Origin of the sequence: Ensifer oleiphilus (assembly GCF_013371465.1) — a bacterium.
Taxonomy (GTDB): domain Bacteria; phylum Pseudomonadota; class Alphaproteobacteria; order Rhizobiales; family Rhizobiaceae; genus Ensifer; species Ensifer oleiphilus.
The window spans coordinates 519,829-533,947 of record NZ_JABWDU010000001.1 but is presented as its reverse complement, the minus strand read 5'-3'; the positions used below and the strand labels follow the sequence as shown (position 1 = coordinate 533,947).

Here is a 14,119-nt window from a genome sequence, read left to right as displayed (position 1 = left end):
CTGCATGAGGCGGTGTCGGCGTGCAAGAAAGCATGAAGGTTTCCGCTTGGCGTTGCTCCCCGTTCAATTGCACGACTATCCGATAACGCTGACGATCTGTTGTTTCATCTTGTCCTGCGCGGTGATCTTCTTCACCGACCGCTTCGCACTGCCGAAACGCGAGCGCCGGGCGAACCCTTCCCCCTTCGGGCGCAAACAGGACGTTATCGATGTCCTCGCCCGCTTGCCGGTCATCGCGCTGGTGTTCGCCGGCTTCTTTGCAGGCTCCTGGCGGCCGCTCTATGCCGCCGCCGGCACGATGAGCTTCTTCATCATCTTCACCGGGATTTCGCGGGCCAAGTTCAAGTTCATCCGCGAGCCGCTGATCTTCTCCGATATCGCCCTCGTCGTCGATGTCTTCAAATACAAGACGATCTTCTACGCCAGTTCGCTGAACATCGTGTTCTGGACCGTCGCCTTTCTCTATGTCTTCGGCGTCTCCGGGCTCTACCTGTATTTCGAGCCGACGATCCTGCCGAGCAGCGGTAAGGCCTTCTGGATCCTGTTGATGGTGGCAGTCGCTGCCGGACCGTGGCTTCTCCTGTTCTACGGCCCGGTGAACCGACCGACGGCGGCGCTCGTCCAGCGGCTCGTCAAGGTGCTCGACGTCAAGATGAACACGGTGCGCTTCGGCACTTTTGGATCGGTCATCTTCCGCTTCATCATCTGGCTTGGCGTCAAACGCGAGAAGATCGTCGCCGAACTGTCGCAAATTGTCCGTGCCGCCGTTCAGGACCTGATCGGTGACGACGGCTCGCCGCTGATCGTCGTCTGGCAATCGGAGTCCTTCATCGACATGCGCCATTTCGGTGTCGATACCCTGAAGATGCCGACGCTTGACCGATTGCGGCGACAGGCCGCCCAATGGGGCCGCCTCAGCAGCGTCTTTGAGGGTGGCTATACGCTGCGCACCGAGTTTGCCGTCATCAGCGGCCTCGTGCCCGACGATATCCACGTGGATGCGAGTTACCCCTATCTGCGGGCATCGCACTATTCCGACGTCGTGTGGCCGGGAAAGATGAAGCGCGCCGGCTGGCACACCCATTTCATCCATCCCTACGATCGCACCTTCTTCCTGCGCCACAAGGCGATGCCCCAGCTCGGCTTTGCCGAGTTGACGATGCTCGACGGGTTCGACCATGTGCCCTCGCGCGACGGCCCCTATGTCTCCGACGAGAAGCTCGCGACCAAAGTCATCGATGCCTGTGAGAAGCTGCCGGAAGACACGAGCGGTTTCGTTTTCGTCGCTTCGATGGCGAACCATGGCCCATGGGAGCCGGGCCGCGTTGGCGACCTCACCAATCCGGTGGAAATCTACCTGGCGATCCTGGAGCAATCCGACGCGGCACTGAAGCAGCTGACCGATCGTCTCGACAAACTCGACCGGCCCGTCTGGTTCGTCTTCTATGGCGATCATGCGCCGCTCTTGAAGTCTTTTGCCGACCCCTTCCCCGACCCGCGCACGGACTATTTCATCGTGCCGCTCGCCAAGGCAAAATCGGCGCACCATCGGCCGGCCGAACCGCAGGATGTGGCGGCCTGGGATCTGATCGAAGCGTTGCTCAACCACGCCAACCTCAAGAAAGACACGCTGCGTTAGCGGCGGCGAGATGATGAAGAACGCTGTGCACGACATTCGCGTTTCAGCCGATCGATCAGGCCGGCGGGTCTTTCTGTTCCTGCAGGGCCCTTCGTCACCGATCTTCCGCAAGATCGCCGACCGGCTCGAAAGCTATGGCCATACCTGCCTGCGGATCAACCTCAACGTCGGCGACCAGATCTTCTGGCGGCGCAAAGGGGCCTTCAACTATCGCGGAGCGCTTGCGGACTGGCCCGCCTATCTCGAACGCTTCATCGACACCCACCACGTTACCGACATGATCCTGCTTGGCGAGGAGCGGCCCTACCATCAGGCCGCCACCGCCGTTGCGCGCCGGAACGGCGTCGCGATCTCGATCGTCGAGATGGGGTATCTCAGACCCGACTGGCTGACGCTGGAGCGCAACGGCATGTCGTCGAACTCCCATTTCCCCGCAGACGCCGGCCTGATCGTCGATGCAGCGAAGGATTTACCGGAGCCGGATTGGCGCAAGCACTACACCCAGACCTTCGTGGCCGACGCCAGCTACGATCTCCTCTACAATCTTCCCAACGTCTTCCTGTGGTTCCTTTTCCCGCATTACCGACGTCACGGGATCTTTCATCCGCTCGCTGAATATGCGGGCTGGGTTCGCCGTCTGCTGACCGGCAAGCGGCGCACAGCCGAAGCCGAAGGATGCGTGCGTGCGCTGCTTTCGCGACGGGCGCCCTATTTCGTCTATCCGCTGCAGCTCGAGACCGATTTCCAGCTGCGCGCCCACTCGCCGTTCCATAGCCAGAAGGACGCGATCGACGAGGTCCTGCGCTCGTTTGCAACCCATGCGGCCGGGGGTACCGGACTGGTCTTCAAGGTACATCCGCTCGACAACGACCTCATTGCCTGGCGCAAATTCATCGACGACAGGGCGGCGGCGCTCGGCTTGAGCGGGCGTGTGTTCTATCTCGATGGCGGCAATCTTGATGTGCTCGCAGATGCCAGCGCCGGAATGGTCACGGTCAACTCGACCGCGGGTCTGCATGCGTTGAAACAGGGTCGACCGGTGAAGGTGCTCGGCACGGCCGTTTTCGACATCGCCGGTTTGACGGACCAGCAGCCTCTCGAGGATTTCTGGAAAAAACCGACGCCCCCCGATGCCGAGGTGAGCGCCGCCATGTTCCGTCTGCTTGCTGCTTCGATCCAGGTGCGCGGCAATCTCTACTCCCGGGCGGGAACCGATGCGGGCGCACAAGCGATCGCCGAGCGTCTGCACAAGAACACGGTCAACCTGCCCGGTGCCTTCGTCGATCCGCCACCGCGGCGCAAGCCCCAGAAACGACAACGGCCAGCCTCGCTATCCGCATAGGCTGACCGTTACCGTTTACGAAGTGCCCGCGTTTAGGCGACGCCTGCGCGAAGCAGGTCGTGAATGTGCAGGATGCCGACAGGAAGCCCGTCTTCGTCGATGAGGAACAGCACGGTCACCTTGTGATCCTGCATGAACTCCATCGCACCGCTTGCCAGGACATCACCCCTGATGACGCGTGGATTGCGCGACATCACCGCCTCGACGGTCTGCGCCAGCAGATCGCCCGACATGTGGCGACGAAGGTCGCCATCGGTGATGACGCCGGCAAGCTTGCCGTCCTCGTCGACAATGCCGACAACGCCAAAGCCCTTGGAAGACATTTCGATGACCGCTTCGCTCATCGGGTGACCGACACTCAACAGCGGCACCTGTTCACCCACATGCGCCAGTTCGCGCACGAGGCGCAGCTGTGCGCCAAGCTTGCCACCTGGATGGAACGTCTTGAAATCTTCGGCCGAGAAGCCGCGGCGCTCGAGCAGGGCAATGGCAAGCGCGTCGCCGACCGCGAGCTGCAGCATCGCCGACGTCGTCGGCGCCAACCCATGCGGACAGGCTTCCTGAACCTTCGGCAAAACGATCGGCACTTCGGAATTGCGGGCCAGCACGCTATCACGGTTGGACGAGATCGAAACGATCGGCACCTTGAAGCGCTTGGCGTAGGTGAGCATGTTGGCGAGTTCCGCCGTCTCGCCCGACCAGGACAACAGGATCAGCACGTCCTGCGACGTCACCATGCCGAGATCGCCGTGGCTCGCTTCGGTCGGGTGGACGAAATAGGCCGATGTGCCTGTCGACGCCATGGTCGCGGCCATCTTGCGGCCGATATGCCCGCTTTTGCCGATACCGGAAACGACAACGCGGCCGTGGCTTTCGCCGATGAGTTCGATCGCCTCGACCATGCTTTGGGCGAACGTCGTATCGGCGCCGAGATGATCGGAGAGCGCCTTGATGCCGGCCATCGCCGTCGTCAAAGTCCTGCCGACCGACTCCAATGCAGCCAAACCGCGCCGCTCATCCGCTGATGCGTGTCTCAAACCCATTGTGTTTCCATTCCCGCAAAGACGTTTGCGCCGGTCAGAAGCGGCGTTTCTCAGATCCATTGCAGGCAGATAGGCGCTTTTTCTTGGCAAACCAAGCCGAAGCCGTCGAGTTTGCGCAGGAAATCCCGCAAAGAAGACGTTTTCGTCAGCCGACGCGCTTTTCTTCCGGCGCTTCGAGCGGCATCGACTTGTCGGCCGCAAACTCTTCAAGCGTCATGGAATCGAGAATAGAGGCAACCGCGTCGCGCACGGTCGTCATCGAAACGCGGACCTGACAGGTCTCGGGATCGTTGCAATCCTCGCAGACCTCGTAGGCCGTGCGGCTGGCGCAACGGATCGGGGCGAGCGGGCCGTCAAGCGTGCGGATGACATGGCCGATTCGGATTTCTGCCGCCGGGCGCGACAGCGAATAGCCGCCACCTGGCCCCTTTTTCGAGCGAAGCATGCCGGCGTTGCGCAATTCCAGCAGAATAGTGTCCAGAAATTTTTTCGGGATGTTGTTGCGCTGGGCGATCTCGGTGATGAAAGCCGTCTCTCCGGGCTCCAGTCGCGCGAGGTCGACAAGAGCCTTCAATCCGTACTTTCCCTTCTTCGTCAGCATTCCGGCAAGCTTCCCCTGCGGCTCCCTCAAAAACGGGAATCATCCGCGCAAACGCAATCGTGTGTTTGGCATAGCACAAGAAACGTGCGGCCAACACACAATTGTGGCGCGGAATCAACGCAAAACCTGGTCTTTAAGCTTGCCCGACATACTGGACACGGCCGCTGTCAGCTACGCTGCGGCCGCGTCACCATGACGCTCGGTTGGCATCGTCTGGCGGGCGAGCAGATGGCGGATGGCCGCGCGGGCCTCATCAGCCGAGCGGAACCGCTGCGCGTCCAGATCCCAGACATGGTACTTCACTGCCAGGAACTTGAAACGGCCTTCGTCCGGGACGACGACCCCGACGGCCTCGCCGCCATATTCGATAACCTGCTTGCTCATGCAAATAACGCTCCTTCCACACCCGAAGGCGCGGACATTTCAATTTCGGCAAAGGATGAATTTCGAGAGTTCGAGGATCACATTCGGCAGAGGCGAATGAGACGTTTCTTCACTGTTGCACGACAATGGGAACGCGTGCCGAAGAAGGCGGCAATCGAGACGGTTTCGGACATGTCACACTCCTTTGGCTTGGTCCGGCATCGCAATGCCGGAGCGGTTCATGAACAACCGTGAGGCGGACTCGGCCGCTTCACAGAGCTGCAAACTAGAATAATCTACCAATTCCGTCAATTAAAAAGATGATGTCGCGAAAAATATTTCTCAACCCATCAAATTCTAGGGGGTCAGGATGAAATATCCGTTCTCCCGATCCGAAACCGGAGGCCCTCACTATCTAGGAAGCGTCGAATCAACCTGCAAGGTACGAGGGTGATAAAGACAGCACTTTCGGACAAAAAAGGGGCGGCCCATGAGACCGCCCCTTCACATTTTGTATCCTCGCTCTTGGATCAGGCGGCCGGTGCGCCCGGCTGCGTGGTGCCGGTGCGGGTCGCTTCGCGATCCTTCCACCAGCGATTGAGGAAGAGCAGGATCGGGCCGCCGATGTAGATCGACGACGTCGTCGCGACGATGACGCCGAAGATCATCGGCCAGGCGAAGCTCTTGACGGCATCGCCGCCCCAGATCGCCATCGGCACCAGCGAGAAGGCTGTCGCCATCGAGGTGAAGATGCATCGCGCGATCACCTGGTTGATGCTCATGTCAATGAGATCGGAGAACGGCATCGACTTGTACTTGCGCAGGTTCTCGCGCATGCGGTCGTAGACCACGACCTTGTCGTTGACGGAGTAACCGATCATCGTCAGCAGGGCTGCGATGGCCGTCAGGTTGAAGTCGATACCGGTGAGCGCGAAGAAGCCGATCGTCTTGGTAATGTCGAGCAGCAGCACCGCAATCGCCCCGACGGCGAAGTGCCATTCGAAGCGGAACCAGATGTAGAACAGGATCGCGATCATCGCGAGACCGACGGCAAGGAAGCCCGAACGTGCCAGCTCGGTGCTGATCGTCGGGCCGACGACTTCCGTGCGTTCGAAGGTCACATCCGCGATCGTCTGAACGGCCGCATCCTTGATCTTGTTGAGGGCAACCGTCTGTTCCTGCTCGCCGCCCGGCTGACGCTGGACGCGGATCAGGACCGACTTGTCCTGGCCGAATTCCTGCAGCGCCACTTCGCCGATATTGAGCGATTCGAGGCTGTGGCGAAGCGCCGGCAGGTCGAGCGTCTGCTTGGATGTTGCTTCCACCTGGATGCCGCCGACGAAGTCGATCCCGTAGTTGAGGCCTGGGGTGAAGAACAGTACGACCGAACTGACCGACAGGAAGGCCGACATGCCGATGGCGACGAAGCGTCCCTTCATGAAGGAGAAGCTCGGCAGCTTCGGAACCTTGCCGAAGAGCGAGGGAATCTCGAGCTTCTTCATCTTCCGGCGAACGACGGCTTCACGCATCATCAGGCGCACCACGGTGATCGAGGTGAACATCGAGATGACGATGCCGAGCATCATCGTGACGGCGAAACCCTTGACCGGGCCCGAGCCGAAGGCGAACAGCAGCACGGTGCCCGAAAGCGTCGTGACGTTGGAGTCGATGATGGTCGCATAGGCCTTGTTGAAGCCGATATCGAGCGCCTTCATGGCGCCGGCACCGCCCTCGGTTTCTTCACGAATACGGGCATTGATCAGAATGTTGGCGTCCACCGCCATGCCGATGCCGAGAATGATACCGGCGATGCCGGGCAGCGTGAGGGTGGAGCCGAGCATGGCCAGCACGCCGATCGTCAGGATCGTGTGCAGCACCAGGCCGATGTTGGCGATCATACCCCATGCGCCGTAGAGCACGACCATGAGGGCAACGACGAGGGCGAAGCCGGCGAGGCCGGTGAAGATGCCCATGCGGATGGAATCGCTGCCGAGGTTAGGGCCGACGGAGCGCTCTTCGATCACGGTCAGCGGTGCGGGCAGTGCGCCCGAGCGCAGCAACGCCGAAAGGACGGTTGCTTCCTGTGCGGTGAAATTGCCGCTGATCTGGCCGTTGCCGCCGATGATCGGTTCGCGGATGACCGGCGCGGTCAGGACCTTGCCGTCGAGCACGATGGCGAAGGGCCGGCCGACATTGTCCCGGGTGATTTCAGCAAACTGCCGAGCGCCGAGCGAATCGAAGGTGAACGAGACGATCGGCTCGTTGGTGCGCTGATCGAAGCCAGCCTTGGAATCGGCCAGACGCTCGCCGGAGATGGCGATGCGGCTTTCGACCGGATATTTGTTGCCGTCGTTGGCGCCAGGAAGAATATCGACGCCACGGGGGGCCGGCTGGGTCACGTCCACGGTCTGGTCGAGCATGTGGAAGCTCATCTGGGCGGTCGAACCCAAGAGCTGGCGCAGCCCGGTCGGATCCTGCAGACCCGGAAGCTGGACGAGAATGCGGTTGGAACCGACGCGCTGGATCAACGGCTCTGCGACGCCGACCGTGTCGACGCGGCGGCGGATGATCTCGAGACTCTGCTCGACCGCCTTGGTCATGCGATCGTTGAGGCCGGCCTCCGTCATCGCCAGGGTAATGTTGCCGCCGTTTTCGGTGACTTCGACATCGGAGGCCGAACCGCCGAAACCGAGCGTGCCGACGGGGGCTGCAAGCTCCTTGAGCTTGGGCAGCGCCTTTTCGAGGTCGGCCGGATCGTCGATCTTGACGGTGACGGTGTCGCCGCTAATGCGCGCGGACGAGGCAGGAATGCGCTCGCCGCGCAGCACCCGGCGGGTATCGTCGAGCAGGGTTTCAAGCCGTGCCTTGCGCAGACCGGCGGCATCGACTTCGAGCACGAGGTGCGAACCACCCTTCAGGTCGAGGCCGAGGGTAACGGGCTTGACCGGGAGCCAGGCACCGAATTGCTCGCGTTGCGCCGGCGAGAGAACGTTTGGTAGCGCCGCCAGGCATCCGAAGAGGATGACGGCGACATAGGCGATAATCGCCCATTTGGATGTACGCATGTTGTGGTTCCAAGAGAGCCTGAGCGGGCGCAAAGCACGTCGTCAGGACTTTGTTTCATCGGGGGCACGAACAGGATCGCAACGATCATCGTGCCCGAATATCGGTGACGATCAGGCGCCCGGGGGGGCGCGGATTTGCAGGCCGCGGTTCGGTAAACCGTCGGCAAAGGCAACACGGCCGAAAGCGAGGACGTCGCCCGTTGGCTCGAAGGGCAGCGCCAAGACCGACGCAAAAAGCATCGGCCCCGCGCCGTCGCCGGTCGCGGATTTGGCATCCTTGCGTTCGGCGGTGAAGCGCAGATCCGAAACCGGCGTGGCGCGCGAAATCTGGCGTGCGGCGGGGTGGTCCGAAGGAACGGTGTCGGGCGCGGAGAAATTGCCCGTCTGCTGTTCGGCCGAAAGACGCGAGGAGAAACCCTGCCCGACGACGATCAACTGCATGGCCATGGAGGCACAGAACAGCCACAGGACGGCGATTAGCCGGCCGGCAAACTTGCCTCTGTTGCCACCACACACTGGGTCCATTCGGGACGCCGCCCCTTCCTCGGCGCTTGGCGCCTGAAAGTTCAATTCAGCCGGAATGCAGCAAATCTAGCCGAAGAAAATGGCCGGAATCGAGCACGAGGCGCTCTTAACACCATTGCGGACGCGAAATGTCAAATTTCGCGCCACGCAAAAGGTGTCTGGATCTGCAGTTTACGCGGTTGCACCGGTGGTGGTGACCTGGTGGATCTCGATCAGCGACGGTCCGCTGCGTGCGCCGGCGTCCGCCAGTGCACGCGGGAGATCGGCGACAGAGGCCAGCCTTTCCGCCTCGATGCCATAGGCCTTGGCGGCAAGGATGAAGTCCGGCGCAGACGGCCTGACACCTTCGGGCGTCACCCCGGTCTCGATCATATAGGACTCGATCTCCTGGTAGCCGTCATTGTTCCAGACGAGGAAGACCACCCGTGCCTGGACGTCAACGGCAGAGCCGATTTCGGCAAGCGAAAACTGGAAACCGCCGTCGCCGACAAGGCAGACAACGGGCCGCGACGGGTCTGCCACGGCAGCGCCGACGGCTGCCGGCGGGGCGTAGCCGAGTGCGCCGTAACCGGTTGCCGAGTTGAACCAGCTGCGCTGGCGCGGCGCATCGCAATAGAGATTGCCGGCATAGACGGCCTGGGTGGAATCGCCGACGATGGTGCAGTCGGGCAGCGCCTTGTAGACCGCATCGACCACGGCGATCTCCGCCCGCATCTTCGCCGTCAGTTCCTTCAATGCGGACTTGCGCGCGGCTTCCGCGCGCGCGGCGCCATCCTTCGGCGCGTGTCCCGGCAGGAAGGCGAGAATGCTCGCCGTCGCCGTCTTTGCACCGGACAGGATCGACAGCGCCGCATGCGGCCCGCGAGCGAGCTGTGCCGCATCGATGTCGGTGCGGATCAAGTTGCGCAGGACCGGGAACCCGCCATCCGCATACATGTCGTAATCGGTCTGTCCCATCTCCGTACCAAGCGCAAGAACGAGGTCGGCCTCCTTCAGCAGCGATCGAACCGCCTTGAGGCTCGGGCTTGCGGGAACGCGCAGCGAACTGCCGGCGAGCATGCCGCGCGCATTGACCGTGGTGACGACAGGTGCGCCGATCTGTTCGGCAAGCGCCCTCACCTCCGCCTCGGCGGTAAGCGCGCCGCCGCCGCAGATGATGACGGGGCGGCTTGCGTCGGCACAGAGGATGGCTGCGCGTTGCAGCGTCTCGCTGTCGGAGCGTGGCCGGGTCGCGGCCGCCGAGCGGATCGTCTTCGGCTCGATCTGCGCCGCCATGACATCGGTCGGGATCTCGATATGCACCGGCCCCGGCCGGCCGGACAGAAGTACCGAGAAAGCCCGGTCGACGACAAAGGGCAGATCGTCCGGATTGAGCAAGGTGTGCGAATAGAGCGCCAGCGTCTTGATCATGCCGTGCTGGTCGGGAAGCTCATGCAGCAGCCCGCGACCGTGGCCGAGCGAATCGCGACGGTTGACGCCCGAAATCACCAACATCGGGATCGAATCCTGCCGTGCCTGCGCCATCGCGGTGATGGTGTTGGTCAAACCCGGTCCGGTGATGACAAGGGCGACGCCCGGCTTGCCGCTGACGCGGGCGTAGCCGTCGGCCATGAAACCGGCGCCCTGTTCGTGCCGGGGCGTCACATGGCGGATCTTCGACGCGGCCAGGCCGCGATAGAGCTCGACCGTATGGACGCCCGGAATGCCGAAGACCACCTCAACGCCATTGGCCTCGAGCAGATCGACCAGAGCTTCGCCTACCGTTTTCGTGGTCATGCACGGCGCTCCTTTCGCAGTGTGGCGCGCTCGGCAAGCGCGGTGATGCGGCGGCAGGCCTCATCGATGTCCTTGTCGGGCACGGTCAGGCTCATCCGCAGGAAGTTTTGCGCCTCATCGCCGAAGGAGGATCCGGGCATCACCGCGACCCCCTCTTCCTCCAGCAGCGCCCAGGCGAAGGCTTCGCCCGACATGCCCGTTGCCGACACGTCGATCAGCGTAAACATGCCGGCCTCCGGGGGCAGGACCATAATGCCGGGTGCACTGGCCAGACCATCGACGACGCGGCGCGAGCGCGACTTGTAGCTTTCACGCATCCGCCGCGCCGTATCGATGTCATGGGTCAGCGCGTAGGCCGTCATATCGGCAATGAACGGCTGCACGCCAAAAAGCATGGTTTCCGACACCGGCAGCAGCCGGCTGGTAAATTCCGCCGGGCCGATGGCCCAGCCGCTGCGAAAGCCTGGGGCCGCGTGCGACTTGGAGATCGATGAGACGACGATCGTGCGCTCGGCCAGATCCGGATTGTCGAACGGAGAGGCAAAGACGGCGTCGAACACCAGCTCCTCATAGACTTCGTCGCAGACAATCCAGAGGTCGTGGCGGCGCGCGACCTCGCCGATCTCGGCTATTTCGGAAGCGGTGAGTACGGCGCCCGTCGGATTGTGCGGCGTGTTGAGCAGCAGCACCCGGCATGCCGGCGTGATCGCCTTTTCGATATCGGCGGCCTGCATGTGGAAACCGAATTCCGGCTTCAGCGGCACCAGCACCTGGTGCGCACCCGTCGACTGGATGACGCCCTCGTAGGTGGCATAGAGCGGATCGCCGACAAGAACAGCATCCCCAGCCTCGACCAGGCCCAGCATGACGCTGAAAAGTGCGGTCTGCGTGCCCGGGAAGCAGAGGACGTTTTCCGTGGTCACGTCGTCGCGGCGGCGGCGGTACTTTTCGACAAGCGCGGCCACGACCGCATGCTCGCCGCGGCCGTTGGAGTAGCGATAACGACCGGCGTTCATGGCACGCTGGCATTCGTCGATGAGCGCACGGTCCGGCGGCACGTCCGGCTCGCCAATCGTCAGCTCGATGATATCGGCACCACCCGCCTTCAATTGGCGCGCACGGATGTGCAGCGACCATTTTCCCGAACCGAGGTCTGCGAGCCGATCGGTGATCGAGGCGTAGCGCATGGTGTTCTCTCCCGTTTTCATTGTTTGTCACTGCCGATCGACGCGCCGAGCAGCGCCTCGACCGAGGCCATGGCGATGGCGACCAGTTCGCCTTCGCGGAACAGGTCTCCCGCTAGGCATCCTTCGATCCACAGGCCGTCGACAAGACCGTTGATCGCGATCGCATAGGCGCGGCATGTTTCTGCGTCGGCCGGCTTGTTCTTCACCGCCAGGAAGTCGGCCAACAGATCCTGCAGCGTGTTGCGGAACGTCACATAGCCGTCGCGGTGGATTTCGGCGAGGACCGGGTCGACGCGCACCTGGCTGATGAAGGCCGCCCAGAGCGAGATGCTGCGGCTGTCGGCCACCGGCTCGGTCAGGTTGATGGCGATGAAGTCCCTGAGCCGCGTTTCGGGATCGCCTTCGACATGGGCCGCCTTGTCCGTGAGGGACGCGATCACCGCCCGATAGGCTTCGGCGACCATCTGGTCCTTCGATTCGAAGTAGTGCCGGACGAGGCCCGCCGTCACGCCGGCGCGGATGGCAATCTGGCGCACGGTCGCGCCCTTCAGGCCGAATTCGGAGATGCAATCGAGTGTCGCTTCGATCAGTTCCTGGCGGCGTTCTCCCTCGGGGGCCCGGTGAAACGTGCGGCGATTCATCGGGCCATCCGCTTGGGCATCCGCGCGCGGGGGCTGGCGAACAGGCTCGTCGAATCCTTCGAGCAGAACGGGCGCATGGGAGGCTCCTTGGGGTGAAATCGTGCACGTGGCGGGCGATAAAAAAACGACGATACGCATTATTATACGCTTGAACAATAGCGGCACAAGTGCAACCATGCCTGCCAACAAACACCGTGACAAGCCAAAGATGCTGCGCGGAAAGACGACAGGGGAACTGTTTCATGCCTTCAAAAAAAGCTCGTAGAGCCATGGGAGTGGCGCGCCGATGACGGATGCGGCCCAGGCAATCGCGGTCACTGACCTGCACAAGCGTTTCGGGCCATTGGAAGTGCTGAAGGGAGTTTCGCTCACAGCGAAACAGGGTGACGTCATCGCCATCATCGGCGGCAGCGGCTCCGGAAAATCGACCTTCCTGCGCTGTATCAACATGCTGGAACTGCCGTCGGCCGGCACCGTCAGCGTGCACGGCGAAAAGATCCGGATGAAGCCGGACGGCCGCGGCGGACTTGTCCCGGAAGATCGCAAGCAGGTCCAGCGCCTGCGCAGCCAGCTCGGCATGGTCTTCCAGAGCTTCAATCTCTGGCAGCACATGACCATCCTCGAAAACGTCATCGAGGCACCGATCCACGTGCTCGGCAAGCCGAAAGCCGAGGCGATCGCAACTGCCGAAACGTTGCTCAAGCGTGTCGGGCTTTATGAGAAGCGCGATGCCTATCCGGCCTTCCTGTCCGGCGGCCAGCAGCAGCGCGCCGCCATTGCCCGCGCACTCGCCATCCAGCCGCTGGTCATGCTCTTCGACGAGCCGACCTCGGCGCTCGATCCGGAGCTGGTCGGCGAAGTGCTCTCGGTGATCGGCGATCTCGCCCGCGAGAAGCGCACCATGATCCTCGTCACCCACGAGATGAAGTTCGCGCGCGACGTCGCCAACCACATCGTCTTTCTGCACAACGGCGTCATCGAGGAACAGGGCCCGCCAGAGGCCATCTTCGGCGCCCCCAGATCCGAAAGGCTCAAGAAGTTCATCAGCTCCATTCACTGAATTCAGCAATGCTCAACAACCAAAAAAGGGGAACAGCATGAAGAAGACATTGAAAGTCCTGGCGGTCGCAGCCGCCATTGCAGTCAGCGGAGGGATTGCCGCTTCGGCGGAAGCCCTGAAGGTCGGCGTCGCCGCCGAGCCTTACCCGCCCTTCACCGCGCCCGATGCCAGCGGCAAATGGGAAGGCTGGGAAGTCGAACTCATGAACGCCGTCTGTGCGGAAGCAAAGCTCGAATGCGTGCTGACACCAGTCGCCTGGGACGGCATCATCCCGGCGCTGACCTCGAAGAAGATCGACATGATCATGAGCTCGATGTCGATCACCGACGAGCGGCTGAAGACGATCGACTTCTCCGACAAGTACTACAACACGCCGACCGGCGTCATCGGCACCAAGGGCGTGGACTTCAAACCGACGCCGGAGGGCCTTGCCGGCAAGACGATCGGCGTCCAGGTCTCGACCGTGCACCAGGCCTATGCCGCCAAGCACTTCGCCGCGGCCGGCATCGAGGTTAAGGAGTACCAGACCCAGGACGAGGCCAACAACGATCTCGCCGCCGGACGCGTCGACGCGGTCCAGGCGGACGCAATCGCGCTCAAGGCCTTCCTTGCGACCGACCAGGGCAAGGAATGCTGCGATTACAAGGGTGACGTCGCCGAAGACGTGGCCGTCATCGGCCCGGGCGTCGGCGTCGGCCTGCGCAAGGGCGAGACCGAGCTGAAGGACAAGCTCAATGCCGCGATCAAGGCGATCCGCGACAACGGCACCTATGACACGTTCTCGAAGAAGTACTTCGACTTCGACATCTACGGCGAATAAGGCGCAAGCGGCCGGTAGCCCTCAGGCTGCCGGCCGATGCCTTCGGAGGTCGAAGAC

General features: G+C 62.4%; 12 protein-coding genes. 4 read left to right on the top strand and 8 right to left on the bottom strand.

Annotation, left to right across the window (positions count from 1 at the left end; translation table 11 throughout):
* Nucleotides 1-4 precede the first annotated feature (4 nt).
* Nucleotides 5-1,639, top strand: coding sequence for an LTA synthase family protein (locus tag HT585_RS02580; protein ID WP_176351482.1), 1,635 nt, complete (start codon nucleotides 5-7; stop codon nucleotides 1,637-1,639).
* A 13-nt stretch (nucleotides 1,640-1,652) separates the two neighbouring features.
* A complete protein-coding gene (locus tag HT585_RS02575) occupies nucleotides 1,653-2,981 on the top strand; it encodes a capsule biosynthesis protein (protein ID WP_176352163.1) in 1,329 nt (442 codons plus the stop codon).
* Nucleotides 2,982-3,013: 32 nt separating this feature from the next.
* On the opposite strand, the gene HT585_RS02570 is transcribed toward HT585_RS02575, so the two are convergent.
* From HT585_RS02570 to HT585_RS02535, 8 genes are all read right to left on the bottom strand, one after another.
* The gene (locus HT585_RS02570; RefSeq protein WP_176351481.1) at nucleotides 3,014-4,024 is read right to left on the bottom strand and encodes a KpsF/GutQ family sugar-phosphate isomerase; all 1,011 of its coding nucleotides are present in this window, start codon (nucleotides 4,022-4,024) and stop codon (nucleotides 3,014-3,016) included.
* Between the two features lie 145 nt (nucleotides 4,025-4,169).
* Nucleotides 4,170-4,625: an RrF2 family transcriptional regulator gene (locus tag HT585_RS02565; protein ID WP_053248737.1), complete on the bottom strand. Its 456-nt coding sequence runs from the start codon at nucleotides 4,623-4,625 to the stop codon at nucleotides 4,170-4,172.
* Between the two features lie 171 nt (nucleotides 4,626-4,796).
* Nucleotides 4,797-5,009 carry a hypothetical protein gene (locus tag HT585_RS02560; protein WP_077502841.1) on the bottom strand — a complete coding sequence of 71 codons (213 nt, stop codon included), beginning with the start codon at nucleotides 5,007-5,009 and terminating at the stop codon, nucleotides 4,797-4,799.
* Between the two features lie 509 nt (nucleotides 5,010-5,518).
* Nucleotides 5,519-8,053, bottom strand: coding sequence for a protein translocase subunit SecD (gene secD / locus HT585_RS02555; protein ID WP_176351480.1), 2,535 nt, complete (start codon nucleotides 8,051-8,053; stop codon nucleotides 5,519-5,521).
* Between the two features lie 111 nt (nucleotides 8,054-8,164).
* Nucleotides 8,165-8,500, bottom strand: coding sequence for a hypothetical protein (locus tag HT585_RS02550; protein WP_176351479.1), 336 nt, complete (start codon nucleotides 8,498-8,500; stop codon nucleotides 8,165-8,167).
* A 249-nt stretch (nucleotides 8,501-8,749) separates the two neighbouring features.
* Entirely contained in the window at nucleotides 8,750-10,354 is a 1,605-nt protein-coding gene (locus HT585_RS02545; RefSeq protein ID WP_176351478.1) for a 5-guanidino-2-oxopentanoate decarboxylase, read from the bottom strand.
* A complete protein-coding gene (locus tag HT585_RS02540) occupies nucleotides 10,351-11,541 on the bottom strand; it encodes a pyridoxal phosphate-dependent aminotransferase (RefSeq protein ID WP_176351477.1) in 1,191 nt (396 codons plus the stop codon). Before HT585_RS02540 ends, HT585_RS02545 begins: the two co-directional genes overlap by 4 nt.
* A gap of 17 nt (nucleotides 11,542-11,558) precedes the next feature.
* Nucleotides 11,559-12,182 (bottom strand): TetR family transcriptional regulator C-terminal domain-containing protein, encoded by a 624-nt coding sequence (locus HT585_RS02535; RefSeq protein WP_176351476.1) that lies wholly within the window; start codon nucleotides 12,180-12,182, stop codon nucleotides 11,559-11,561.
* Nucleotides 12,183-12,468: 286 nt separating this feature from the next.
* Here HT585_RS02535 and HT585_RS02530 point away from each other — a divergent pair, with 286 nt between their 5' ends.
* Complete coding sequence (locus tag HT585_RS02530; RefSeq protein ID WP_173418950.1) at nucleotides 12,469-13,242, top strand: ABC transporter ATP-binding protein; 774 nt, start codon at nucleotides 12,469-12,471, stop codon at nucleotides 13,240-13,242.
* Nucleotides 13,243-13,279: 37 nt separating this feature from the next.
* On the top strand, nucleotides 13,280-14,062 hold the full coding sequence (locus HT585_RS02525) for a transporter substrate-binding domain-containing protein (RefSeq protein ID WP_077502847.1): 783 nt from the start codon (nucleotides 13,280-13,282) through the stop codon (nucleotides 14,060-14,062).
* Nucleotides 14,063-14,119 lie beyond the last annotated feature (57 nt).

Excerpts from the sequence above, each read along its gene's own strand:
- HT585_RS02560 (WP_077502841.1), bottom strand. The coding sequence starts at position 5,009 with ATGAGCAAGCAGGTTATCGAATATGGCGGCGAGGCCGTCGGGGTCGTC.
- HT585_RS02530 (WP_173418950.1), top strand. The coding sequence starts at position 12,469 with ATGACGGATGCGGCCCAGGCAATCGCGGTCACTGACCTGCACAAGCGT.
- HT585_RS02550 (WP_176351479.1), bottom strand. The coding sequence starts at position 8,500 with ATGGCCATGCAGTTGATCGTCGTCGGGCAGGGTTTCTCCTCGCGTCTT.
- HT585_RS02525 (WP_077502847.1), top strand. The coding sequence starts at position 13,280 with ATGAAGAAGACATTGAAAGTCCTGGCGGTCGCAGCCGCCATTGCAGTC.
- HT585_RS02540 (WP_176351477.1), bottom strand. The coding sequence starts at position 11,541 with ATGCGCTACGCCTCGATCACCGATCGGCTCGCAGACCTCGGTTCGGGA.
- HT585_RS02535 (WP_176351476.1), bottom strand. The coding sequence starts at position 12,182 with ATGAATCGCCGCACGTTTCACCGGGCCCCCGAGGGAGAACGCCGCCAG.
- HT585_RS02580 (WP_176351482.1), top strand. The coding sequence starts at position 5 with ATGAGGCGGTGTCGGCGTGCAAGAAAGCATGAAGGTTTCCGCTTGGCG.
- HT585_RS02545 (WP_176351478.1), bottom strand. The coding sequence starts at position 10,354 with ATGACCACGAAAACGGTAGGCGAAGCTCTGGTCGATCTGCTCGAGGCC.
- HT585_RS02575 (WP_176352163.1), top strand. The coding sequence starts at position 1,653 with ATGAAGAACGCTGTGCACGACATTCGCGTTTCAGCCGATCGATCAGGC.
- HT585_RS02565 (WP_053248737.1), bottom strand. The coding sequence starts at position 4,625 with ATGCTGACGAAGAAGGGAAAGTACGGATTGAAGGCTCTTGTCGACCTC.
- secD (WP_176351480.1), bottom strand. The coding sequence starts at position 8,053 with ATGCGTACATCCAAATGGGCGATTATCGCCTATGTCGCCGTCATCCTC.
- HT585_RS02570 (WP_176351481.1), bottom strand. The coding sequence starts at position 4,024 with ATGGGTTTGAGACACGCATCAGCGGATGAGCGGCGCGGTTTGGCTGCA.